Origin of the sequence: Allomesorhizobium camelthorni, from assembly GCF_011045125.1 — a bacterium.
Lineage (GTDB): Bacteria > Pseudomonadota > Alphaproteobacteria > Rhizobiales > Rhizobiaceae > Allomesorhizobium > Allomesorhizobium camelthorni.
In genome coordinates, this window is the sequence record NZ_JAAKZF010000014.1 from 54,970 (window position 1) to 78,318 (window position 23,349).

The window sequence follows — 23,349 nt, forward strand, 5'->3', positions numbered from 1 at the left end:
TCAATCATCCTTGAGAGGAATGTGAGCGGCTTCATCGGCGTGCCTGCGGCTGTCGGGACGTAGCGCAAAGGCAATGCATCCGACGAAGAAGAGCGCCATCGCGAGCAGCCCCCAGCTATCAGCGAATTCCCGCATCAAATTGTAGTCCATGATCACTCTCCTCAGCGGTAGCCGGCGGCTTCGTCGTAGGTCTTGAAATCGACCAATGTGCCGAGCATCTGGAGATAGGCGACCAGGGCATCCATTTCGGTGACCTTCTGTGGGTTGCCGTCGAAGTCGCCGATCTTGACCTTCGGATAGCGTTTCTCGAGGCCCGATGTGTCGGCACCCGGATCGGCCTGCGCCATGAGATCGGCATTGCCGTTGGCGATCATATCATTGGAGTAGGGAACGCCGACGCGCCGGTTCGCGATAAGATGGGTCGAGAAGTCCTTCACCTCAATAGGCGTGTCCTTCAGGAAGGCATACCTCGGCATGATCGATTCCGGCACCACCGAGCGTGGCGCGCTTAGATGCTGGACGTGCCATTCGTTGGAGTAGCGGTCGCCGAGGCGCGCGAGGTCCGGTCCGGTGCGTTTCGAGCCCCACTGGAACGGGTGATCGTACATCGACTCAGCCGCCAGGCTGTAATGACCGTAACGCTCGACCTCGTCGCGGAAGGGGCGGATCATTTGGCTGTGGCAGGTGTAGCAGCCCTCGCGGACATAGATGTTGCGCCCGGCGAGCTCCAGCGGCGAATAGGGCCGCATGCCTTCGACCTTCTCGATCGTATTATCGAGATAGAAGAGCGGTGCGATCTCGACGATGCCGCCGACCGTCACTACAAGGAGGGACCCAACGAGAAGGAGCGTGGCGTTCTTCTCGATGATCGCGTGTTTGTCCATCAAGCCCATTTCTGGCTCCTTATTGCGCAGGCTGGAGGGCGGAGGTGGAGCCCGGCATCGGCTCCTCCTTGCGTTGATAGCCAAAGATGGTCATGGCGATGTTCCAAGCCATAATCAGGGCGCCGGACAGATACATCAGGCCGCCTAGCGCACGCATGATGTAGTAGGGATGCATGGCGGCGACGGTTTCGGCGAAGGAGTAGACCAGAAAGCCCTGCTCGTCGTACTCGCGCCACATCAGGCCCTGCATGATGCCGGAGACCCACATTACCGCGGCGTAGACGACGATCCCGAGGGTCGCCAGCCAGAAGTGCCAGGTGACGAGCCGCAGCGAATAGAGCCGTTCACGGTTCCATAGCTTCGGCACCATGTAATAGATTGCGCCGAACGAGATCATGCCAACCCAGCCGAGCGCGCCCGAATGGACATGGCCGACGGTCCAGTCCGTATAGTGGGATAGCGAGTTGACCGCCTTGATCGACATCATCGGGCCTTCGAAGGTCGACATGCCGTAGAAGGCGATAGCCATGACCATCATGCGGATGATCGGATCGGTGCGCAGCTTGTCCCAGGCGCCCGAGAGCGTCATCAGGCCGTTGATCATGCCGCCCCAGGAGGGCATCCACAGCATGATCGAAAACACCATGCCGAGCGTCTGTGCCCAGTCGGGCAAGGCCGTGTAGTGGAGATGGTGCGGACCTGCCCAGATGTAGAGGAAGATCAGCGCCCAGAAGTGGATGATGGAAAGGCGGTAAGAATAGACCGGTCGGTTCGCCTGTTTGGGCACGAAGTAATACATCATCCCGAGGAAGCCGGCGGTGAGGAAGAAACCGACGGCGTTGTGGCCGTACCACCACTGAGTCAGCGCGTCCTGGACGCCCGAAAATGCTGAATAGCTCTTGGAGCTCAGGAAGGAGGCGGGCATCGACAGGTTATTGATCACGTGCAGCATCGCGATGGTCACGATGAAGGACAAATAGAACCAGTTGGCGACGTAGATATGCGGTTCCTTGCGCTTCAGGATGGTGCCGAGAAACAGGATAAGGTACGCGACCCAGACGATGGTCAGCCACAGGTCCACATACCATTCGGGCTCGGCGTATTCGCGGCTCTCGGTGACGCCGAGCAGGTAGCCTGTCGCCGCCATGACGATAAAAAGCTGGTAGCCCCAGAACACGACCCACGCGAGATCGCCTCCGAACAGCCGCGCGCGGCAGGTGCGCTGCACCACATATAGGGATGTGCAAAGCAGCGCATTGCCACCGAACGCAAAAACGACGCCGGATGTATGCAGGGGCCGCAGGCGGCCGAAATTGAACCAGGGCTCGATATTGAGATCCGGATAGGCAAGCTGCAGGGCGATAACCACACCAACCAGCATGCCGACGACGCCCCAGACCACCGTTGCAACGGCCCCGTAGCGGATCGGCCCGTCCATGTAAGCCGAGGAATCAACAGGAATCGCCGGTTTGAATTCCGTATTGCGCAACAGGATCGCCGTGAAGCCCGCAAGAACGAAGAACAACACCCACATATGCTGGCGAAAAGGTTCATCCACGCCCAAACCGGCAGCTACAAGGGCCGCAAAGGCAAACAGGTAGAGAAGAACGATCTCTGTGCCGAATTTCATCGCAAGTTCCCGATCTCGCATTTCGGCGGACGCCAAATCCGCGGTGCATGAATTCCGCAGCCGCGGCCTGCTCGCCCTGATCCATGTCAGGACGATTTTGCTTTGGGCAGCATCGAGCTCGGTGCAATCAGCACGGGGCGATTGAACGAGGAAACGCAGCACGGGCCGCCCAGCTCATGGAAAAGTCCTGCGTGGCCGGCCTGGAGGCGATTGCGGGCGAGGCGATGAAGCGCGCGCATTGAGAACTGAGGCTCTGCGACGCGGTGGAACGTATTGCCGATGCCTTGTCGAACGTCGATCGCTTCAAATGCCTTGGCACAGCAATGCCATCGTTCCGCTGCTTTGTGACATTCACCGGTTCGAGGAGACGGTACCCGGCATATTAGGCGTACTGACCTCGGCCCAGACCAATCTTGCCTCCACCAGCCGGTTGCGCGCCGGGCATGTCGAGGATCAATGCTTTCGCGGACGAGGGGACCGAAACGCTCCTGGCGATCGGCCATGGTGACCCGATAGGGAATGCCGAAGCTGTCGGGTTCTGCTACGCGGCTTCTTCGAAGGCTTGCGCGACAAATCGCGTTCGAACGCGAGCATGTCCTGCCGCGTATCGGAGTAAGCGACGTGGGCCGGTCGCTTGGGTTTATTCAAAGGGCGGTTGCCGCGTGCTTCAGCCGCCGCAGCGTTGCTCCAGCCTGCTCACGCTGTCCACCGTCACATAGCGTTTGTTCTCGATCCGGATAAGGCCGTCAGCCCGCAATCGCGTGAATTGTCGGCTAACGGTCTCATCAGAAAGTCCAAGGAAATCAGCGATGTCCACACGCGTCAGCGGCAGATCGAAGCACGCCGACCTGGCCGCCGGATCAACCGCGGGATCGATATTTCGGGCGATCATTAGGAGAAAGCTCGCCACCTTTTCCAGTGCGGTCTTGCGCCCCAGTGTCACCATCCATTCGCGTGCTGCGTCGAGTTCGTTCAGCGTCTGCTTGAGCAGGCGATTCTGGAGCTCCGGTGATTCCTTCATCATCCGTTCGATGGCCCCCTTCGGAAAAGTACACAGTGAAACGGTTGTTGCCGCCTCCGCATTGATCGCGCTTTCCACCTTGAAGGGCCGTCCCAGAAAATCCGGTGCGAACCGGAGGCCGACGATCTGCTGGCGGCCGTCCGAAAGGCTCTTCGTCAGCTTCACAACGCCTGAAAGCACATTTGAGTAGCTGCCGATGGCCTCGGCGTTACCGATCAGTTCGACCCCTGGCTCGCGCTTCTGTCTCGACGAAGTTTTGGCGAGTGCAACCAATTGGTCGGGATCGAGCGCACCGCAGACGCCGTGATGCCGTGCCTTGCAAGGCCCGCAAAGAACGGGAATGCGGAAACTGCGAATGTCCTGGCGTACTGTCATCTCGATCGTCCAACGGGTCCCAAGGGCCGGCAGGATAGCAATCCACGGTAGAGAAATCCTTGCGGCAGTTTGTCCGTGCTGGAAGTTGACCGAAATCAGGGCTTTGGCTGACCCTTGCGTCCAGAGTTCCGGCGATGCAAACACGGGGGACCGCGACATGCGACCGGAATTAGCTGCCAGACTAGGTGAGAACGTCCCGCGCTATACGAGTTATCCGACCGCGCCGCATTTCCATCCTGGCGTCGATGCTGCCGTTTACCGTGGCTGGTTGGAGGCGCTCGAAGACGGTGACGAGATATCGCTTTACCTGCATATTCCGTATTGCGACAGGCTCTGCTGGTTCTGTGCTTGCCATACCAAACAGACGCGCCACTATGAACCCGTGACCACCTATCTGCGCTCGCTATATGCGGAGATCGCGACGGTTGCCGGTCTTGTCAGCGGCAAGGCCTTCGTCCGCGCAATCCACTTCGGTGGCGGCTCGCCGACCATGCTGAAGCCCGAGGATATGGTGGCTCTGGGCGCGTTCTTGCGGGACAGCTTCGATTTTGTTCCCGATACGAAGATCAGCGTGGAGATCGATCCGAACGATATGGACGGGGCGCATCTGGACGCACTCGCCGAAATCGGCATGACCCGGGCGAGCCTCGGCGTACAGGATTTCGATCCGAAAGTGCAGAAGGCGATAAACCGCGAGCAGAGCTTTTTGCAGACCAAGGCCGTCGTCGACGGAGTTCGTTCACGCGGCGTCGGATCGGTCAATCTCGATCTGCTCTACGGATTGCCGCACCAGAACAGGGAGAGCGTATGTTCCACCGTCGCTCAAGCGCTGGCACTGGAACCGGACAGGATGGCTCTCTTCGGCTACGCTCACGTGCCGTGGTTCAAGAAGCATCAGACTATGATCGACGACGCATGGCTGCCAGGTCCCGCAGAGCGGTTCGCCCAATCGCAACTCGCTGCGCGAGCGATCATGGACGAGGGCTATGAAGCAATAGGTCTCGATCATTTCGCCAAGCCGGGCGATGCGCTGGCGGTGGCGGCCTGCACAGGGACTTTGCATCGCAATTTCCAGGGCTACACGGAGGATCGCTGCCAGACATTGATCGGACTTGGCCCGTCATCCATCAGCCATTTTCGCCAGGGTTACGTGCAGAACATGCCTTCGACCGGCGAGTACGGGCGCATGGTTGCAGACGGCGGATTGGCGGCTATGCGCGGCATCGTGCTCTCCGACGACGATCGCGTCCGGGGATGGATCATCGAGCGGCTAATGTGCGATTTCGCCTTTTCAGCGATCGATCTGGTGGAGAGCTTCGGGAAAGCCGGCCAGAGGCTCCTTCTTCAGGCAAGCTCCATCGCAATTCATGGTCCTGCTCGACTCCTTGAACTCCAGGGCGACAGTTTCGTCGTACCGGCAGAAAGTCGTCCCTTCGTGAGGAGCATCGCGGTGAAGTTCGACAGATATTTCGAAAGTGGAACGGCCAGGCACTCGGTGGCAGTCTGAGCACCAGTCCTATCGCTGCAGCACTAAATTGCGGCTCCGATGGTGATCGTGGCTGATCCGCCGAGATCGAGATAGCCGAGAGATCCCCGTCTATCAGCCTCGAGTTGCGCCAGCGGCCGACCAGTTGGCAGCCTGCTGGCAAAATCATGTCGGCACCGTCAGCTGCTTCGGAAGCCCGCACCAGATTGTAGGGCGGCGGCAGCGAAGTGAAGGCCCACCCGACGCGGTCGCGCCCCCGGAACTTCGTCTTGTCCTGCCCGGCGACCGTCCCCGGCCCTTCACGCAGACCTCACACGCCTGCGGGTACGACGGTAAAATACTTGTGGGACGGCCATGGGCTTGACAGGCAAGGCTGCCCTCTGGTTCGTCCGAGGAATGGACGCCTGAAGAAACGGAGTCGCCCCCGCGCTACGTCCGGCGACAATTCGACAGTTGTTGCACTGCGGAAATTTCTGTACGGACCCCGGCTCATTCAGAGCCGCCGCGCGAGCGACGGTGCTAGATCCGCCCTGAAGCGGTCAAATCATGGATTTAACTCTGCAGGGGCGGTGCTTTGCGCCCCGTCAAAAGCCTGGTTTAGAAAGTGCCGACATGAATGTCCCTTTGACGCATCTGCAACGCCTGGAGGCCGAGGCCATCCACATTTTCCGTGAGGTGGCGGCGACGTTTTCGAAGCCGGTGATGCTCTATTCGGTGGGCAAGGATTCGTCTGTCCTGCTGCATCTGGCCATCAAGGCGTTCTACCCCGCCAAGCCGCCGTTTCCGTTTCTCCATGTCGATACGACCTGGAAATTCCGCGAGATGATCGAGTTTCGCGATTCGATGGCCGAGAGACTGGGCTTCGACCTCCTCGTCCACGTCAACGAAGACGGCGTGCGAGACGGCATCAATCCCTTCGACCACGGTTCCAATACGCACACCCACGTCATGAAGACGGTGGGATTGCGCCAGGCGCTCGACAAGTATGGTTTCGACGCAGCCTTTGGCGGGGCGCGCCGCGACGAGGAAAAGTCTCGCGCCAAGGAGCGCATCTTCTCGTTCCGCAATGCTCAGCATGTCTGGGACCCCAAGAACCAGCGTCCGGAAATGTGGAAGATCTACAACACCCGGATTTCCGCCGGCGAATCGATCCGCGTGTTTCCGCTGTCGAACTGGACCGAACTCGACATCTGGCAATACATCCTGCGGGAAGAGATCCCGATCGTGCCGCTTTATTTCGCCAAGAAGCGGCCGGTGGTCGAGCGCGACGGCATGCTGATCATGCGCGACGATGACCGCATGAAGCTCAAGCCAGGCGAGGTCATCGAAAACCGCATGGTCCGCTTTAGAACGCTTGGCTGCTACCCGCTGACCGGAGCGATCGATTCCGACGCCGACGATCTGGAAGGCATCGTGAACGAAATGCTGATCGCCCGCACCTCGGAACGCCAGGGCCGGCTGATCGACCGCGACGAGGCCGGCTCGATGGAAAAGAAGAAGCGCGAAGGGTATTTCTGAGAATGCGCCACATACTGGCCGAAAATCTCGTCGCGACCGAAACCGTTCGCGAGTTCATCGCCGAACAGGAACAGAAATCGCTGCTGCGCTTCCTGACCTGCGGTTCGGTCGACGACGGCAAGTCGACGCTGATCGGCCGCCTGCTGTCCGACACCAAGCAGATTTTCGAAGACCAACTCGCCACGCTCGAACGCGATTCTAGGAAGTACGGCACGACCGGCGACGATGTTGATTTCGCACTGCTCGTGGATGGGCTGGAAGCCGAGCGTGAGCAGGGCATCACAATTGACGTCGCATACCGTTTCTTTGCCACGCCCAAGCGAAAATTCATCGTGGCCGACACGCCAGGCCACGAACAATACACGCGCAACATGGCGACGGGCGCTTCGACGGCCGATTTGGCCATAGTGCTCGTCGACGCCCGGCAGGGCGTGCTGCGCCAGACGCGCCGTCATTCGATCATCGCCTCGCTGCTCGGCATCCGTCACGTGGTGCTCGCAGTCAACAAGATCGATTTGGTCGGCTTTGACCGCGACGTGTTTGCCAGAATTGTCGCCGACTACACGGAATTCGCGAAGGATCTGGGCTTCTCGTCCATCGTGCCGATCCCGATGTCGGCGCGCTTCGGCGACAACGTGTCCCGGCGCTCCATGCAAACCGGCTGGTATGCCGGTCCGACCCTCATCGACCACCTCGAAACGGTGTCGGTCGATGCCGCGGCCGAGCAGCCGTTCCGGTTCCCCGTGCAGTATGTGAACCGGCCGAACCTCGACTTTCGCGGTTTCGCAGGGACGGTCGCTTCTGGCTCCATCGGGGCGGGCGACGAGATCGTCGTCGCCAAATCCGGCAAGAAGTCGCGGGTCAAGCGCATCGTCGCGCAGGGTGGCGACCTAGAGCGGGCCATCGAAGGGCAGGCGGTTACCATTGTCCTAGAAGACGAGGTCGAGGTTTCGCGCGGCAACCTGCTGGTCGCGCCCGAAGCACGGCCGCACGTAGCCGACCAGTTCGCGGCCAATCTGGTCTGGTTCGACGAGCAGGCGCTTCTGCCGGGACGTTCCTATATCTTCCGCACCGAGACAGACCAGGCGAACGCGACCGTTACCGAACTAAAGTACCGCGTCGATGTGAATTCATTCGCGCATCAGGCCGCCAAGTCGCTCGACCTCAACGAAGTCGGCGTCTGCAATCTATCCACCCAGGCCCCGATCGCCTTCGACACCTATGCCGAAAACCGCGCCACCGGCGCGTTCATCCTCATCGACCGCATCACCAATGCGACGGTCGGGGCCGGCATGATCTTGCATCCACTGCGCCGCGCGTCGAACGTGCATTGGCAGGCGCTCGACGTCGACAAGTCGGCCCGTGCAGAAATGAAGCACCAGAAGCCGGCGGTGCTGTGGTTCACGGGCCTTTCCGGTTCGGGCAAGTCGACCATCGCCAATCTGCTGGAAAAGAGGCTGCATGCGAGCGGCCGCCACACCTACATTCTCGACGGCGACAATGTCCGCCACGGGCTGAACCGCGATCTCGGCTTCACGGACGAGGACCGTGTCGAAAACATCCGCCGCGTCGCCGAAGTGGCGCGGCTGATGGTGGACGCCGGCCTGATGGTGATCGTTTCCTTCATCTCGCCCTTCCGCGCGGAGCGCCGCATGGCGCGGGAGATGATGGGCGAGGGCGAGTTCATCGAGGTGTTCGTCGATACGCCGTTCGAGGAATGCGCCGCGCGCGACCCAAAAGGTCTTTACGCCAAAGCCCTGAGCGGCGAGATCAAAAACTTCACCGGCGTCGATTCGCCTTACGAGACGCCGGAAAATGCCGACATACGGCTAGAAACGACCGGCAAATCACCGGAAGAGATGCTAGATGATCTCGAAAGATGGCTGCATGAACGCAATATTGCCCAACGACCTCTTGCCGACGAATGTGGATCCATCTGACGACGAGGCCGTCCTCGCCCTGTTCGAAAGCCTGGCGCTTTCGGCGGGTCGCGCCATCATGGATATCTTCGAGGCCGGATTTATCTATGAGACGAAGCCGGATGCCTCGCCGGTGACCGAGGCCGACCGGGCGGCTGAGCGCGTGATCCTCGAAGGTCTTCGCATCGCGCTGGCAGGCGTAACGTGCGTGGCGGAGGAGGAAATCGCCGCCGGCGTCGTACCGGTTTTGGAGAGCGATGCGATCCTGCTGATCGATCCGCTCGACGGCACCAAGGAATTTGTCAATCGCCGAAAGGACTTCACCGTCAACATCGCGCTGGTGCGCAAGGGTACGCCTGAACTAGGCGTCGTCTATGCTCCGGCCAGGGGCCTTTTATATTCCGGGCGTCCCGGCGAAGCGACCGAGGTTTCAATCACACCGGACTTCATGCCAGCGGCCCGCCGCAAGATATCGGTACGAAGCGCGGCTGAGCCGCTCACGATCGTTGCAAGCCGGTCCCACCGCACGCCCGAAACCGACGAGTTCATCGCCAGATTTGAGGGCGCGGATATCGTCTCGGTGGGGTCTTCCTTGAAATTCTGCCTCTTGGCGAGTGGAGAGGCCGATCTTTATCCGCGCTTCGGCCGCACCATGGAATGGGATACCGCGGCCGGCGATGCTGTGCTGCGGGGGGCTGGCGGACGAACCATGCTTATCGATGGCGATCCGCTTCGCTATGGCAAATGCGGACAACGGGGCGAGGCGGATTTCGCCAATCCCTGGTTCATAGCAGATACGTCACCGGCGGCGGATCAAGGTTTTCGCTGGCTGGGCTGAATCCATCCGATTCCATCGGAATGAACGAACTCTAGTCTCGCCGGCAGAACATCCTGCTGTAGCAGGATCCGTTCCGGTTAAGAGATCGGAGCATCCTCAGCGTGTGCCGGTCATCCAGGGTGTCGCCCCAGTTTTCCTCTATGCACAGTAACTGCCAGTCATTGCCGAAGCGGGCCTTTGCCAACTCGAACTCGCGCCAGATGGCCGCTTTGACGGCTTCATGGAACGGTACGATCATCGCTTCTGCCATGGCAACGACGTAACACATCGCACGGATGTGGCCAACGATCATTGTGCTCCTCAATCCGCGGGCAAAGTCATGCGCCGTCCAAATGGAACATATGACCATGCCCCAGATAATGGAGGACAATCTTTGTAATCACCTCGGCAGTGGCGATCGAGCCCGCTGAGACGACGTTCCTGTTATGAGCCAACTCACGCGAACGTATCGAGGCTGCCTGTGATGCGCCTACTGTGGCCGCAAGCATGCACAAATTGCTGTAAAAGGCGGCATCGTCGCATCTGATGGCCATAAAAGGATTCGGCGCCTCGTGTGATCCTAGGCCCGGAACTTTGAACGTTTTTCTCCTTTTCGGGTTCGAGACATGGACGAGCGTCAGCAGAATTCGGACGCACGGAGCGCCAGGGAATCGCAGGCCCTCCCTGTTTTGCCCCACACGGGATCGCGTCCGGTACGGCGTACGATCAGGCGGACGCAGTTGAGAGAAATTGTTCCGCTATCGGCTACGACTATCTATGAGATGGAGCAGCGGGGCGAATTTCCGCGGCGCTTTTATCTGACGCCGCGCTGCGTCGTTTGGGATCTGGCCGAGGTTGAGACTTGGCTCGAGGAGCGACGGCGCGCCTCCGAAGCCGGAAAGATCGAAACGGCGCCCGCGCCCGATGTACGGCTGCGCAGGACGCGGCCGGTCAAGCTGGATCGAGAGTAATCGATTGCACTGTGGGCGGGTGGAGCGTCGGCGTGTGCCTCTTACCTACATGCCACGCGTCGATCATGTCAGCCCATTCCTGCCAACATGTGGCGTCGCTGCGGTTCGTATTCCGCCTTATTGTAGACGCCGCGCGACGAGCGGTTGTCCTCATGCGCGAGGCACTTTTCGATCCAGTCGCGATTGAAGCCGAGCTCATTGAGCAGCGTCGAGCCGGTGCGCCGCAAGTCGTGCACCGTGAAAGCGGCAGTCCCTGCGTCTTCGCCCGTTCGACGATGGCCATGGTGACGCGGTTGAAGGTCGCGCGCGACATCGGCTCGTCGGCATCGTACCGCGACGGCAGCACATAGCGCGAATTCGCAGCGCAGGTTCTGAGCGCGATCATATTGTCGAGCGCCTGCCGCGAGCGATAGAATTATGTGGCTTTTTCCTCTTCATCGGCTCTTTCGGGATGCTCCAGACAGCATTCTCGAAATCGACCTCATCCCAGGTGGCGTCGAGCAGCTCGCTCTTGCGGACCATGGTGAGCAGAATCAGCTTGAGTCCAAGTCGGATGGTCGGCAGCGTCGGATCATGCTCAAGCTCATTGAGCATGATCCTGGATCTCGCTTGGCCTGAGCGCACGATCCTTCGGCGCAAACGTTGCGATGGAGGCCGGTCCGACGTCATCGGTGGGGTTGGTGACCTTCTCACCGTGGAGAATGGCTGCTTCACGATGTCCCGGACGTGGATGGCCGTGGCCGGCGCGCCACGCTCCTTTACCTTGGCGCAGAGTGACCGCAAGTCGTCAGGCGTGATCTCGGTCAGTAGACGGCTCTTCCAGACCGGCAGGATGTCACGGTCGAAAATGGCCTTGCGCATCGAGCGTGTGCTCTCTGCCATCTTGGCTTGCTTGAACCAGCGCTTGCCCGCCTCGCCCAAAGTGGATGCGGCGGAAAGCCTGCGCTTCTGGCGCTGCTTCTCCTGGGCGGGCGATTTGCCCTCCGCCACCATCTTGCGCGCCGCGAGGCAGCGCTCTCGCGCCTCGGCCAGCGAGATGCCGTCCTCTCCATAGCGACCGAGCGTCAATGGTCTTGCGGCGGCCGTTGACACGGTAGTCTTATCGGAAGGTGATCTGGCAGGAAAATCGGCTTGAACCCATCCAATTTCCGCCGATAGTCGGCGAAAGCCCGCTGATGATCCAGTTTCATTCCCACTCAAATATCTCGCTAAGCCCGGAAATCGAACCGCCAGAGTGCGAGGGGTTTGACCGATTTGTTGCTATAGCGTTGCTATGCGGTCCATCGAGCCTCTGAAATTCGCTTAAAAACTGTTTTCCGTCAGATCCTTACTTGAATTCACGCCAAGGTGCATCCAGCCCTTGAACCAGCGCGTGCGTTGCGGCCTCCAGGTCTTGAAGTCCTCGGGGCCGTCTTCAAACGTCGGGCAGGAAATCGTCTCGGCGCGGTAGCCGAAGCGCGCGAGGCGAAGGCCGAGATCGGCGTCCTCGGTCACGTTGTAGGGATCCCAGCCGCCGACGTCGGCAAGCGCGGCGGCACGGAAACCGGCCTCATGAGTTCGGACACTTTAAGCCGCTACGCGGCCTTGGTGCCTTTGCTACATAAGGCCGCAATAATCCGGTAACCATATTTGCGGGTCCAACGATGTTACCGCCGAAGAGGGGCTATCCCGTGCACCCTGCTTTGCCGGAAAGCTGCTCGCCGCATGGCTGGGAATCGCATCAGACCGGCGCTAGAACAAACCAATATCCCTCGCCCGGAGCTCAAATGAAATTTCGCGCTGTCCTTCTGGCCGCATTCTGCGCATTGACCTTTGCCTGCGGCTCGGCACGCGCGGCCGAACCGCAGGTCCCGATGTTCTGGGACGCCAAGGAGCGCCTACCGAAACCCGACCTGTCGGGGCTGGCCAGGTTGCGGTTCCTGACCACGACGGATTTCCCGCCCTTCAATTTCCTCGACAGCGAAGGCCGCCTGTCGGGGTTCCACGTCGACCTGGCGCGCGCCATCTGCGCCGAGCTCGACATCGCCGACAAATGCCAGATCCAGGCTGTCCCCTGGGCAGAACTGGACGGAATGCTGCAAAATGGACAGGGCGAAGCGATCATGGCCGGCGTCGCCGTGACGCCGGAATCACGGCTGAAATACGCTTTTTCGCGGCCATATCTGCGGTTTCCGGCGCGCTTCGTCATGTCGAAGACGACGGCGGTTTCCGAACCGGCATTCGACAGGCTGCAGGGTAAGCGCGTCGGCGTCATCGCCGGTTCGGCGCACGAGCGCATGCTGCGCGCCAATTTTCCGGGCGTGAAAATCATCACCTATTCCAGGCAGAACTGGATGCTGCAGGATTTGAAGGCCGCCAAGATCGCTGTCGCCTTCGGCGACGGCATGCGCCTCGGTTTCTGGCTGGCGGGGACTGAAGCCGGCGGGTGTTGCCGGTTCGCCGGCGGCGCCTATCTCACACCGGAATATCTGGGCTCGGGACTGGCTATCGCCACAAGGGCCGGCGAGCCGGCCTTGGCCGCCGCCTTCGACGCGGCGCTGCACCAGATCGCGGTGAAAGGCGTCTTCGCCGAACTTTACCTGCGCTATTTTCCGGTCAGCTTCTTCTGACGTAGGCGCTCGGCCGCGAAACGAACGGCAGGGCCAAGGACCGGCCGAGCCGCGCCGCTTCGCTCGCGGAATAGCCCGAAAGCCCTATCGCGATGCCGTCGTGACCCTTTTTTGGCTGGCTGACATAGGTCTTGAACAACCGGTCCCACAACGACAGATTGAAACCGTAATTCGAGTCCGTCTCCGTAAGATCGGTGGAGTGATGGACGCGGTGCATGTCTGGCGTGACGATGACACGGCGAAGCCAGCGATCGATACGCTTGTCGATGCGCAGATTGGAATGGCTGAACATCGAGCCGGCGTTGAGCACGATCTCGAAAATCAAGACGGCCAGCACCGGCGCGCCGAGCGCCACAACGACCACGGCCTTCCAGAACATGGACAGCACGATTTCCAGCGGGTGGAACCGCAGCCCGGTGGTGACGTCGAAACCGGTGTCGGCGTGATGCATCCTGTGGATGCGCCACAGAAGCGGTATCTTGTGGCTGGCGACGTGTTCGAGCCAGACCGCGAAGTCGAGCATGACAAAGGCGATGACGCCGCCCACTATGCCGTCCAGGCCGGCAAGCCGCAGCACGCCCCAGCCCCGCGCCTCCGCCCAGAGTGCTGCGCCAACGGCGGCGGCCGGGAAGATTATCCGCAGGACCAGCGACGACAGGACGACCATCGAGATGTTGGTGAACCAGCGCCGCGATTTCAGCGCGCCGCGCAACTCGTCGCGCTCGAGGCGAGGCGACCATAGTTCCAGCACCGCCAGCGAGCCGAAGACGGCGAGGAACACAGCCCCGCGGATCCAGGCTTCCGGAAAGGCAGCGCCCTCGCCCATCATCCCGTCCTCATGTCAGCGTCCGGTGGCGGGCTTTGGTCGTCCGCTCAATGGCGGCGACGGTAGCGTCGTCGACGTTGAGATGCTGGCGCAGGAGTTGCAGCACGCGAACTTCTTCCATGCGCATTTCCAGATCCACGGTGGCGACCTCAAAAGCCATGGCGTAGGCGGTGTCGTGGAGATGCTCGGGGATGGCCTTGCGCGCGAGGGTCAGGACGCCGGTCATTCCACCATTCTCGTGAAGCCGTTTTTGGCAATCCTGGGCGATGCCGATCAGCCTCTCGTCGTCAAAACCCTCGAAGATCGGCCAGGATCGAACCACATTCCCGATCCGCGCCAGTTCGACATCGGTCATGTCGCGGTCGGAAGCGGAGGTCACCACCATCAGATAGATCAGCGCCTCATGCGCGGTCGGCAAAGCCATTCTAGTCCCCTTCGTTTCATTGCAGCGAAGGTAGGAACGCGGCCATGCCCTCGCAAGGAAAAACCGGGCCAATGTTGACGCCCCCCGCCCGCCCGCATAGAGACCATCTGCAAGCTCGTCCGGCTGCATACGCACAAGACGCGGCGCTCGGGATTGCCGAGCATCCCCACAAGCACGGAACCGGCAATAATCGCCGGCAGGAATACAGGACAGGCACAATGGCGAGATCAAACGTGATCGATCTCAACCCGGAAATCCTCGCGGCCGCCGCCGAAAGCAAGGCGTGGCCGTTCGAAGAGGCGAAAAAGATCGTCGCTCGCTACAAGGGGCGGGATTTTCCGGAAACAGTGCTGTTCGAGACCGGCTACGGCCCGTCCGGTCTGCCGCATATCGGTACGTTCGGCGAGGTCGCGCGCACCTCGATGGTGCGCCACGCCTTCCGCATCCTGACCGAAGACAAGGTCGCGACCAAGCTGCTTTGTTTCTCCGACGACATGGACGGGATGCGCAAGATTCCCGACAACGTGCCTGACCGCGAAATGCTGCTGGAGCATCTCGGCAAGCCGCTGACCCGCGTGCCCGATCCGTTCGGCGAGTTCGAGAGCTTCGGTCATCACAACAACAACATGCTGCGGCGCTTCCTCGACACGTTCGGTTTCGACTACGAATTCGCGAGCGCGACCGACTATTATAAGTCGGGCCGCTTCGACACGATCCTGAAGCGCGTGGCCGAACGCTACGACGCGATCATGGCGATCATGTTGCCGACGCTGGGCCAGGAACGGCAGGCGACCTACAGCCCCTTCCTGCCGATTTCGCCGAAGTCCGGCCGGGTGCTCTACGTGCCGATGAAGCATGTCGACGCGGCCGCCGGCGCCATCACCTTCGACGACGAGGACGGCATGGAAACCACGCTGCCGGTCACCGGCGGCAGGGTGAAGCTGCAATGGAAGCCGGATTTCGGAGCGCGCTGGGCCGCGCTCGGCGTCGACTTCGAAATGTTCGGCAAGGACCACGGACCGAACATGGGCGTCTACGACCGCATCTGCGAGGCGCTCGGCGGGCGCGCGCCGGAACACTTCGTCTACGAACTCTTCCTCGACGAGAACGGGCAGAAGATCTCGAAGTCGAAGGGCAATGGCCTGACAATCGATGAATGGCTCGCCTACGCGCCGACCGAGAGCCTCGCTTTATACATGTTCCAGAAGCCACGCACGGCCAAGAGGCTCTATTTCGACGTGATCCCAAAGGCCGTCGACGAGTACTACACCTTCCTGTCTGCCTACCAGAGGCAGGACTGGAAGACCCGGCTCGGCAATCCCGTCTGGCATATGCATGACGGCAACCCGCCGCAGATCGACCTGCCGGTGCCTTTCGCGCTGCTGCTCAACCTGGTCAGCGCATCGAATGCGCATGACAAGAGCGTGCTGTGGGGCTTCATTTCGCGCCACGTCGCTGGGGTGACGCCGCAGTCGCACCCCGAACTCGACCGGCTCGCTGGCTACGCCATCCGCTACTTCGACGATTTCGTGAAGCCGGCGAAGGTGTACCGGTCACCGGACCCGGTGGAGCGCGAGGCGCTGCAGGCGCTGTCGGACGCCCTCGGACAATTGCCGGCCGATGCCGACGGCGAGGCGGTCCAGAACATTTCGCTCAATGTCGCGCGGAAAATCGAGCGCTACCAAGATCATGACAAGAAGAGCCCGGAAGGTGGGCCCGGTGTTTCCGTCGCCTTCTTCCAGATGATCTATCAGGTGCTGATCGGCCAGGAACGCGGTCCGCGCTTCGGCTCCTTCGTTGCGCTCTACGGCATCGCTGAAACGCGCGCGCTCATTCAGAAGGCGCTGTCGGGTCAGTTGGCGGCCTAGGCAACGTGCTGATGGCTGACGACGGCGGCGGCAGGGAATTCTTGTCCGGGGGCCGGCCGAATATGCCCTTCTTCGCGGCGCGCGCTTTTTCCTCGGCCTCGCCATAGGGTCCGCCTGCGGCCGCCCGCGCCCAGCCATTGGATACCAGCCACTGGCCCACATCCTGCTTGCCGAGCCGGCAGGCGGCTGTGATCGTCTTCGGGTCGGCCTCGGGCGGCACAGCGCAGGTGACGGCCCTGCCGCGCAGCCACAAGCGGAAGGCCGTGCGAGCGCGGATGCCGCAGACCCATTCCTTGCCTTCAAACAGGCAGGTCTCGTCGGCTGCGACGGCATCCACCCCGGCGATAGCGACCGTATGCCCCATCGCCTCGACCACCCCGGCTGCGGGCGCGACCGGACGGTAGAGGATGGTTCCCTTCCATTCGTCGGGCACAGCCGACTTCGGCGGCAGCGCGAGACCAATTTCGCCGAGCGGCTCGCGCGGGGGGACACGTTCAAACTCTTCGGGCTCCGCGTTCCCGTCAGCGGCACGCGACCGAATGGTCGGACGCGGCGGATCAATCTTTGGAACCTCCGCAGTCTCCGGTCCATCTGGCAGTGCGGAGGCGCCGGGCGGCGTTTCGTCCGGGATCAGCGTCTGCCCGCCGGTCATGATGACGAAGCCCAGGCCGACAAGGGTCAGGAATGCGCCCGCTGCAATGCCGGCACGCATCGGCGCGGCTACTGGCTCGCCCAGACGATGCGGGCCAGCCATTCGACGTCTTTTGCGGGAATGACGCGATCGGGATGATCGGGATTGATCGACTGAAGCTCGATCTCCTTCGCGCTCTGGCGTGCCAGGACTTTGGCCATCACCTCGCCGCTGCCGGTCTTGACGACGACGCGGTCGCCCTTGTTGACCCTCGCCCCCGGCTCGACGATCAAAACGTCGCCGTCGCGGTAGAGCGGCAGCATGGAATCGCCCTGCACTTTCAGCGCATAGGAATTGTCGCCGGCCCTGGACGGCAGTTCGATCAGGTCAAAACCCTGCCCTACCGGAAAGCCGGCGTCGTCGAAGAAGCCGCCGGCGCCGGCCTGGGCGAAGCCGAGCAGCGGCACTGACGAGGCCTGCACCGGCAGGGGCTTGTCCTTGGGGCCAGGCTTGCCGTCGATCAACGCGAGAAACTCGTCGAGCGAGGAGTTCGTCGCCTCGATTATCTTGGCGAGCGATTCCGTCGACGGCCAGCGCGGCCTGCCATCAGCCGAGAGCCGCTTCGACTTGTTGAAGGCCGTCGAATCGAGCCCTGCCCGCTTCGCAAGGCCGGACGCCGATAGCGAATAGCGCGCGGCAAGTGCGTCGATCGCGGCCCAAACGCGCTCATGCGAAAGCATGGCGTTCTCCATGCCAGACAGGAAAAAATACCTTTTTAACTTTCTAGCGCGGGCGGAAAGGGTTGTCTAGTCGAGTTGGCCGGGAACGCTCGAAAACGAATTCAATCGACCGGCAATTCTTCATCAAGGTCGCGGGACGAATGCAGCAATCGAACAATCTGCAGTTGGTCATCCGCCAATCGGTAGAAAATGATATAGGGCGAGACGGTGATCTTGCGGAGACCGACCCGCAAAGGCCTGCTAACGGCCGGCCCGAGGAAAGGGCGCTCCAGCAACAGGTCGATCACCCGCTCGATCCGCAAAACAGTCTTGCGGGCGGCTGAAACGCCATCTTGCGATATGAACTCCAGAATGTCTGCCAAGTCGCGCTCCGCGGCCGGAGCGATCATGAGCCTAAGCGCCATACGTCGACTTCAAGGCCGCAAAAACATCGTTCCCGTCGCGCCCTTCGCCGGCATCAAGCTCGCGAAGCCCAGCATCGATGTCATCCCGCAGCGCGAGATATTTGTGTATGTAATGAAGGAGCTTTTCGCCAAGCTGCTCCCGCAAATCGCTCGGAAGTTGCTCGGCCTCTTTGATGGCGCGCTCAAGCTTGGTCATTATCCTACCTCGACTGGAACATAGCGCGGCCAGGTCTTGTGTGGAAGGGGCATTGGACATCACCTTGTCCCGATGCTCTGAGGGCATTTGAGGTGCTAAAATGACCACGAAAAAAAGCCGCGCAAAATCTCTTGCGTCAATGTCGAACGCCGAACTGGTGGATCTGTTCGAACAATTAAGTCTTGCCGAGGGCGAGGCTACGGCAGCTCTGCAGTCATCGCGCGCCAACCGATTGATCCTGCGTCGCAGAGCTTTGCTCTCGGAAATGCGGCACCGCCCGGGCGACGCCCGCATAACCCTTTTTGTCCTGTATGCGCATCGGCACCCGCAAGTGCGCCTCAACGTGGCCGAGTCGACCTACGCGTTGAACCCTGAGCGGGCGAGATCCACCATCGAGGAGATCGCCGCGTCGCCGTTTCAACCTTGGTCAGGCGATGCAGGCATGTCGCTCATTGCCTTGGAAAATGGAACCTCACAGCTCCCCACGGACCCGGAATGAGGAAATGAGCGCCAAGCTTGAAGCCCTACGAGAATTCGAGGTCTTGAAATGAAGAAAGTATCTCTCAGCAAACTGACGAACGATGAACTCGTCGCCCGCTACGTCGAGATCGGAGCGGCACAGGCCGAGGCGCTCGACAATTTCGACACCGCGCGGTTCAATCGGCTTTTCGAGCACGAGGTTGCCGTGGTCAACGAACTACGATTGCGGCCGGGCGACCAACGCAGATTGCTCATCTCGCTGTTCGACCATCCGAACAGGCAGGTCCGGCTTAATGCCGCAGAGTCGGCCTATATGCTCGACCGCGCGAATGCCCACGCCGTACTCCAGGAAATCGCCGCATCCCGTTGGCAACCGCAGGCAGGACATGCGGGCATGTCGCTCAGCGGGATTGAAAGAGGAGATTCCCTCATTCTCAAGGATTTCTGGATCCCGGTGGACAAGAAAGAGCGGGCGAAGGCTGTCCGTGAGGCTTTGGCCAAGTAGTTGGCTCTCGCGCAAACCGGTGCGGCTCTAATCAGGCCTGCCACCCTTTGCCAGCGCCCGGAGCCCCGAATGGGAGGCCATGAATATCCGTTCGGCTTCGCTCGGCTGGCGCGGCTTTGTCTCGAAGCCCAGCGCGGCGATGACTTCGCCGATGTCGACGAAACGGCGATTGGCGAGATCGTAAATGCCCGCCGTGGTCATCACCAGCGCGGCGGTCTCGCCATTGTCGAGGATGAAGTTGTGGCGACCGATGACCTGCATGCCGTCCCATGTCTCGATCGAGGAGACCACGTCGAAACGCCGCCACAGCCTGATCTCGCGGACGAACACCGACTGGACGCCGCCCATCATCGGCGCCCATTTTCTCTCCCGCATCAACTTCAGAAGGCCTGAGCGCAGAAAGATGTCCATGCGGCCAAGATCGGCCAGCATGAGGTAGCGCGCATTGTTCAGATGGATGTTGAAGTCGATGTCGGTCGGCAGGCAGCGGAAGGCCAGGCGGCTTGTCCCGCCTGGCCGATAAGGGCCGCGGCTTTTCACGGTCGCGGCCATTCGAGCAAAGCGTGCCCAGACATACATGCGGGACGTCCGGTCAGGCCGCCTTGCGCACCTCGTCCTTTTTGTAGGGATCGAAGCGCTCGTAGAACGTCTCGCCTTTCTCGGCCATGTCGGTGAGCAGTTTCGGCGCCTTGAACTGCGCGCCAAACTTCTTCTGCAGCCCCTTCGCCAGCTTGACGAATTTCTTCGCGCCCATGCCGTCGATGTAGGACAGTGCGCCTCCGGTATAGGGCGCGAATCCAAACGCCAGGATCGAGCCGACATCCGCCTCGCGCGGATCGGTGACGATCCCCTCCTCCATCACGCGCGCTGCTTCCAGGGCGATGGTGACGAGGAAACGCTGCTTCAGTTCGTCGACATCGACCTTTTCCGGAGCAAGCTGCGGATAAAGATCCTTCAGGCCGGGCCACAGCTTCTTCTTGGCGGGCTTCGCCGGATAATCGTAGAAACCCTTGCCGTTCTTGCGGCCATGGCGGCCGTGCGTGTCGACCATAGTGTTGATCAACTCCATCTGGCGGAAATCGACCGCCTTCTCGCCGAGGTCGCGAATGGTCTGCTTCATGATCTTCTGCGCGAGGTCGATCGCGGTCTCGTCAGTCAGCGCCAGCGGTCCGACCGGCATGCCGGCCATCTTCGCGGCATTCTCGATCATCGGCGCGGGCACGCCCTCGATCAGCATCCTGTAGGATTCCGACATGTAGCGCAGCACGCAGCGATTGACGTAGAAGCCGCGCGTATCGTTGACGACGATCGGCGTCTTCTTGATAGCCCGGACATAGTCGATCGCGACCGCAAGCGCCTTGTCGCCCGTCTTCTTGCCCAGAATGATCTCGACCAGCATCATCTTGTCGACCGGCGAGAAGAAGTGGATGCCGATGAAATTCTTCGGCCGCGCAGAATTCTTCGCCAGCCCGGTTATCGGGATGGTCGAGGTGTTGGAGGCGAAGATCGCCGAGGATTTGAGCACCGCCTCGGCCTTTTCGGTCGCGGCCTTCTTGACCTCGGAATCCTCGAACACCGCCTCGATGACGAGGTCGCAGCCGTCCAGTGCGGCATAATCCGCGGTCGGCGTGATCAGCGACAGCAGCTTGTCCTTGTCTTCCGCGGTGGCGCGGCCTTTCTTGACCTGCTCGGAAATCAGGTTTTCGGAATGCGCCTTGCCCTTTTCGGCGGATTCCATGTCGCGGTCGAGCAGCACGACCGGAATGCCGGCCTTGGCGGTCACATAGGCAACGCCTGCGCCCATGAAGCCCGCGCCGAGCACGCCGATCTTCTTGAACTTTGTGGCGGGAATGCCTTCCGGACGGCGCGCGCCCTTGTTCAACTCCTGCAGCGACACGAACAGCGAGCGGATCATCATCGCCGCTTCGGTGGTCTGCATGATCTCGGTGAAGTAGCGCTGCTCGATCCTGAGGCCGGTATCGAACGGCACCAACAGGCCTTCATAGACGCATTTCAGGATGGCGGATGCGGCTGGATAATTGCCGTAGGTCTCGCGGCGCAGGATGGCGATCGCCGGCGGCCAGAGATTGGCGCCCGCCGCCGAATAGACCGGGCCGCCCGGCAGCTTGAAGCCCTTCTCGTCCCAGGGCTGGACCGGCTTCAGCCCGTTTTTGATCATCGCCTTGGCGGTCTCGACCAGTTGTTTCGGCTCGGCGATCTCGTGGATCAGACCCATCGCCTTGGCTTTTTTCGGCGTCAGCGTCTGGCCGGAAGTCAGCATCTGCAGCGCTTCCTGCGGTTGCGCCAGGCGCGGAACGCGCTGCGTGCCGCCGGCGCCCGGGAAAATGCCGACCTTCACTTCAGGCAGCGCCATCGTCACCTTGTCGCTATCGGCTGCGACCCGGCCGTGGCAGGCGAGCGACAGTTCGAACGCGCCGCCCATGCAGGTGCCGTTGATCGCCGAAACCCAGGGTTTGCCGGAGGTTTCGAGTTTGCGGAACAGTCCGCTCATGCGGCCGGCGCCGTCGAACAGCATTTTCACCGCCTTGTCGCGGTCCTTCGCCTCTTCCTCGTGGAACAGCGTCAGCATGCGCTTCAGCATGGTGAGATCCGCTCCGCCGGAGAAACTCTCCTTGCCGGAGGTGATGACAGCGCCCTTGATGGCGGCGTCGGAGGCGACCTGGTCGACGATCTTGTCGAGTTCGTCCATCACCTCCTCGGTGAAGACGTTCATCGACTTGTCGGGCATGTTCCAGGTGACCAGCGCGATACCGTCGGCATCCGTCTCGACCGTGAAATTCTTGTAGGTCATTTCTTCTTCTCCCCGGTCAGACGCGTTCGATGATGGTGGCGGTGCCCATGCCGGCGCCGATGCAGAGCGTCACCAGCGCGGTATTCAGGTCGCGGCGTTCAAGCTCGTCAAGCACCGTGCCAAAGATCATCGCTCCAGTCGCGCCGAGCGGATGGCCCATGGCGATAGCGCCGCCATTGACGTTGATCTTGTCGTGCGGAATGTCGAAAGCCTGCATGTAGCGCAGCACTACCGAGGCGAATGCCTCGTTCAGCTCGAACAGGTCGATGTCCGACAGCTTCATCTTCGCGCGCTTGAGCAGCTTTTCGGTCACGTCGACCGGACCAGTCAGCATGATCGCTGGCTCCGAACCGATGTTGGCGACAGCGCGGATGCGTGCGCGCGGCTTCATCCCCATGGTCTTGCCGGCCTTTTTCGAGCCGAGCAGAACGGCGGCCGCGCCATCGACGATGCCGGACGAATTGCCGGCGTGATGAACGTAGTTGACCTCTTCGATTTCCGGATAACGCTGCACGGCGACCGCGCCGAACCCGCCCATCTCGCCCGGCATGGTGAAGGAGGGGTTGAGCGCGGCCAGCGACTGCATGTCTGTTGTCGGCCGCATATGCTCGTCGCGGTCGAGTATGGTCAGGCCGTTCTGGTCCTTCACCGGCACGACCGAATTCTTGAAGTAGCCCTTTTCCCAGGCTTTGGCGGCGCGCTTCTGGCTCTCCACCGCGTAGGCGTCGACATCGTCGCGCGAGAAGCCGTATTTGGTGGCGATCAGGTCGGCTGAAACGCCCTGCGGCATGAAATAGGCGGGAAGGCCGACCGAAGGATCCATGAACCAGGCGCCGCCCGACATGCCCATGCCGACGCGCGACATCGACTCGACGCCGCCGGCGATGACGATTTCGTCCGAGCCTTGGGCGATCTTGGCCGCGCCGAAATTGACCGCGTCGAGCCCTGATGCGCAGAAGCGCGAGATCTGGATTCCGGGCGCCGTGGTCGCGTAGCCGGCCTCGAATGCCGACGAACGCGGAATGACCGAGCCGGCCTCGCCGACCGGGTCGACGCAGCCAAAGATGATGTCGTCGACGGTGCCGGTGTCGAGCCCGTTGCGGTCGCGCAGGGCTTCAAGGACCTTCGCGCCCAAGCGCACGGCCGGGACCTCATGCAGCGAACCGTCTTTCTTGCCGCGGCCGCGCGGCGTGCGCACGGCGTCATAGACATAAGCTTCGGCCATCTTTCTTC

At 61.3% G+C, this 23,349-nt stretch carries 23 protein-coding genes and 3 pseudogenes; 9 read left to right on the plus strand and 17 right to left on the minus strand.

Annotated features, from left to right (window positions below):
• From G6N73_RS13085 to G6N73_RS13100, 4 genes are all read right to left on the minus strand, one after another.
• Positions 1-150, minus strand: coding sequence for a CcoQ/FixQ family Cbb3-type cytochrome c oxidase assembly chaperone (locus G6N73_RS13085; protein WP_008840719.1), 150 nt, complete (start codon positions 148-150; stop codon positions 1-3).
• An 11-nt stretch (positions 151-161) separates the two neighbouring features.
• Positions 162-893: a cytochrome-c oxidase, cbb3-type subunit II gene (gene ccoO / locus G6N73_RS13090; RefSeq protein WP_008840718.1), complete on the minus strand. Its 732-nt coding sequence runs from the start codon at positions 891-893 to the stop codon at positions 162-164.
• A 10-nt stretch (positions 894-903) separates the two neighbouring features.
• On the minus strand, positions 904-2,514 hold the full coding sequence (gene ccoN / locus G6N73_RS13095) for a cytochrome-c oxidase, cbb3-type subunit I (RefSeq protein ID WP_165028186.1): 1,611 nt from the start codon (positions 2,512-2,514) through the stop codon (positions 904-906).
• Positions 2,515-3,181: 667 nt separating this feature from the next.
• Positions 3,182-3,910 (minus strand): Crp/Fnr family transcriptional regulator, encoded by a 729-nt coding sequence (locus tag G6N73_RS13100; RefSeq protein ID WP_008840714.1) that lies wholly within the window; start codon positions 3,908-3,910, stop codon positions 3,182-3,184.
• 157 nt (positions 3,911-4,067) lie between these two features.
• On the opposite strand from G6N73_RS13100, the gene hemN reads away from it, so the two are divergent.
• Positions 4,068-5,417, plus strand: coding sequence for an oxygen-independent coproporphyrinogen III oxidase (gene hemN, locus G6N73_RS13105; protein WP_165028188.1), 1,350 nt, complete (start codon positions 4,068-4,070; stop codon positions 5,415-5,417).
• A 144-nt stretch (positions 5,418-5,561) separates the two neighbouring features.
• Here the strand turns inward: hemN and G6N73_RS38575 are convergent.
• A pseudogene (locus G6N73_RS38575) lies at positions 5,562-5,685 on the minus strand (IS5/IS1182 family transposase); the annotation flags it as partial.
• A gap of 323 nt (positions 5,686-6,008) precedes the next feature.
• On the opposite strand from G6N73_RS38575, the gene cysD reads away from it, so the two are divergent.
• Genes cysD through cysQ form a run of 3 tightly spaced genes read left to right on the plus strand, consistent with a single transcriptional unit; the run spans position 6,009 to position 9,671 of the window.
• Positions 6,009-6,914, plus strand: a complete 906-nt coding sequence (gene cysD, locus G6N73_RS13110) for a sulfate adenylyltransferase subunit CysD (protein ID WP_165028191.1) — start codon at positions 6,009-6,011, stop codon at positions 6,912-6,914.
• A 2-nt stretch (positions 6,915-6,916) separates the two neighbouring features.
• Positions 6,917-8,854: a sulfate adenylyltransferase subunit CysN gene (gene cysN, locus G6N73_RS13115; protein WP_165028193.1), complete on the plus strand. Its 1,938-nt coding sequence runs from the start codon at positions 6,917-6,919 to the stop codon at positions 8,852-8,854.
• Positions 8,802-9,671, plus strand: coding sequence for a 3'(2'),5'-bisphosphate nucleotidase CysQ (gene cysQ / locus G6N73_RS13120; RefSeq protein ID WP_165028195.1), 870 nt, complete (start codon positions 8,802-8,804; stop codon positions 9,669-9,671). Before cysN ends, cysQ begins: the two co-directional genes overlap by 53 nt.
• A gap of 31 nt (positions 9,672-9,702) precedes the next feature.
• Here the strand turns inward: cysQ and G6N73_RS13125 are convergent, their stop codons facing one another.
• On the minus strand, positions 9,703-9,963 hold the full coding sequence (locus G6N73_RS13125) for a hypothetical protein (protein ID WP_246251989.1): 261 nt from the start codon (positions 9,961-9,963) through the stop codon (positions 9,703-9,705).
• Between the two features lie 427 nt (positions 9,964-10,390).
• On the opposite strand from G6N73_RS13125, the gene G6N73_RS13130 reads away from it, so the two are divergent.
• Entirely contained in the window at positions 10,391-10,621 is a 231-nt protein-coding gene (locus tag G6N73_RS13130; RefSeq protein ID WP_246251991.1) for a helix-turn-helix transcriptional regulator, read from the plus strand.
• Here G6N73_RS13130 and G6N73_RS13135 read toward each other — a convergent pair.
• Both G6N73_RS13135 and G6N73_RS13140 read right to left on the minus strand, forming a co-directional pair.
• A pseudogene (locus tag G6N73_RS13135) lies at positions 10,602-11,720 on the minus strand (tyrosine-type recombinase/integrase); the annotation flags it as partial. The gene G6N73_RS13130 and the pseudogene G6N73_RS13135 sit on opposite strands and share 20 nt — an antisense overlap.
• 251 nt (positions 11,721-11,971) lie before the next feature.
• Positions 11,972-12,166, minus strand: a pseudogene (locus G6N73_RS13140) (glycosyltransferase family 2 protein); the annotation flags it as partial.
• A gap of 221 nt (positions 12,167-12,387) precedes the next feature.
• Between G6N73_RS13140 and G6N73_RS13145 the strand changes: the two are divergent.
• Entirely contained in the window at positions 12,388-13,230 is an 843-nt protein-coding gene (locus G6N73_RS13145) for a transporter substrate-binding domain-containing protein (RefSeq protein ID WP_165028198.1), read from the plus strand.
• On the opposite strand, the gene G6N73_RS13150 is transcribed toward G6N73_RS13145, so the two are convergent.
• Both G6N73_RS13150 and G6N73_RS13155 read right to left on the minus strand, forming a co-directional pair.
• Complete coding sequence (locus G6N73_RS13150; protein ID WP_165028200.1) at positions 13,217-14,059, minus strand: sterol desaturase family protein; 843 nt, start codon at positions 14,057-14,059, stop codon at positions 13,217-13,219. The genes G6N73_RS13145 and G6N73_RS13150 overlap by 14 nt on opposite strands.
• A gap of 7 nt (positions 14,060-14,066) precedes the next feature.
• Complete coding sequence (locus G6N73_RS13155; protein WP_165028202.1) at positions 14,067-14,480, minus strand: tellurite resistance TerB family protein; 414 nt, start codon at positions 14,478-14,480, stop codon at positions 14,067-14,069.
• Positions 14,481-14,698: 218 nt separating this feature from the next.
• Here G6N73_RS13155 and G6N73_RS13160 point away from each other — a divergent pair, with 218 nt between their 5' ends.
• Positions 14,699-16,348, plus strand: coding sequence for a lysine--tRNA ligase (locus G6N73_RS13160; protein WP_165028203.1), 1,650 nt, complete (start codon positions 14,699-14,701; stop codon positions 16,346-16,348).
• On the opposite strand, the gene G6N73_RS13165 is transcribed toward G6N73_RS13160, so the two are convergent.
• The 4 genes from G6N73_RS13165 to G6N73_RS13180 form a co-directional block, all read right to left on the minus strand.
• Complete coding sequence (locus tag G6N73_RS13165; protein WP_425484080.1) at positions 16,311-17,060, minus strand: thermonuclease family protein; 750 nt, start codon at positions 17,058-17,060, stop codon at positions 16,311-16,313. The two genes, G6N73_RS13160 and G6N73_RS13165, sit on opposite strands and share 38 nt — an antisense overlap.
• A gap of 8 nt (positions 17,061-17,068) precedes the next feature.
• Entirely contained in the window at positions 17,069-17,719 is a 651-nt protein-coding gene (locus tag G6N73_RS13170) for a S24 family peptidase (protein WP_165028207.1), read from the minus strand.
• Between the two features lie 101 nt (positions 17,720-17,820).
• Positions 17,821-18,108 (minus strand): type II toxin-antitoxin system RelE/ParE family toxin, encoded by a 288-nt coding sequence (locus tag G6N73_RS13175; RefSeq protein WP_165028209.1) that lies wholly within the window; start codon positions 18,106-18,108, stop codon positions 17,821-17,823.
• 4 nt (positions 18,109-18,112) lie between these two features.
• Positions 18,113-18,379: a hypothetical protein gene (locus tag G6N73_RS13180; protein WP_165028211.1), complete on the minus strand. Its 267-nt coding sequence runs from the start codon at positions 18,377-18,379 to the stop codon at positions 18,113-18,115.
• A 40-nt stretch (positions 18,380-18,419) separates the two neighbouring features.
• Between G6N73_RS13180 and G6N73_RS13185 the strand changes: the two genes are divergently transcribed.
• Together G6N73_RS13185 and G6N73_RS13190 are read left to right on the plus strand one after the other, a co-directional pair.
• Complete coding sequence (locus G6N73_RS13185; RefSeq protein ID WP_165028213.1) at positions 18,420-18,818, plus strand: DUF2019 domain-containing protein; 399 nt, start codon at positions 18,420-18,422, stop codon at positions 18,816-18,818.
• Between the two features lie 48 nt (positions 18,819-18,866).
• Entirely contained in the window at positions 18,867-19,304 is a 438-nt protein-coding gene (locus G6N73_RS13190) for a DUF2019 domain-containing protein (RefSeq protein WP_165028215.1), read from the plus strand.
• Between the two features lie 27 nt (positions 19,305-19,331).
• Here G6N73_RS13190 and G6N73_RS13195 read toward each other — a convergent pair whose 3' ends face one another.
• Genes G6N73_RS13195 through G6N73_RS13205 form a run of 3 tightly spaced genes read right to left on the minus strand, consistent with a single transcriptional unit; the run spans position 19,332 to position 23,341 of the window.
• Positions 19,332-19,883 carry a thioesterase family protein gene (locus G6N73_RS13195; protein WP_165028217.1) on the minus strand — a complete coding sequence of 184 codons (552 nt, stop codon included), beginning with the start codon at positions 19,881-19,883 and terminating at the stop codon, positions 19,332-19,334.
• 13 nt (positions 19,884-19,896) lie between these two features.
• Entirely contained in the window at positions 19,897-22,116 is a 2,220-nt protein-coding gene (locus G6N73_RS13200) for a 3-hydroxyacyl-CoA dehydrogenase NAD-binding domain-containing protein (RefSeq protein WP_165028219.1), read from the minus strand.
• Between the two features lie 16 nt (positions 22,117-22,132).
• The gene (locus G6N73_RS13205) at positions 22,133-23,341 is read right to left on the minus strand and encodes an acetyl-CoA C-acetyltransferase (protein ID WP_165028222.1); all 1,209 of its coding nucleotides are present in this window, start codon (positions 23,339-23,341) and stop codon (positions 22,133-22,135) included.
• Positions 23,342-23,349: the final 8 nt, after the last annotated feature.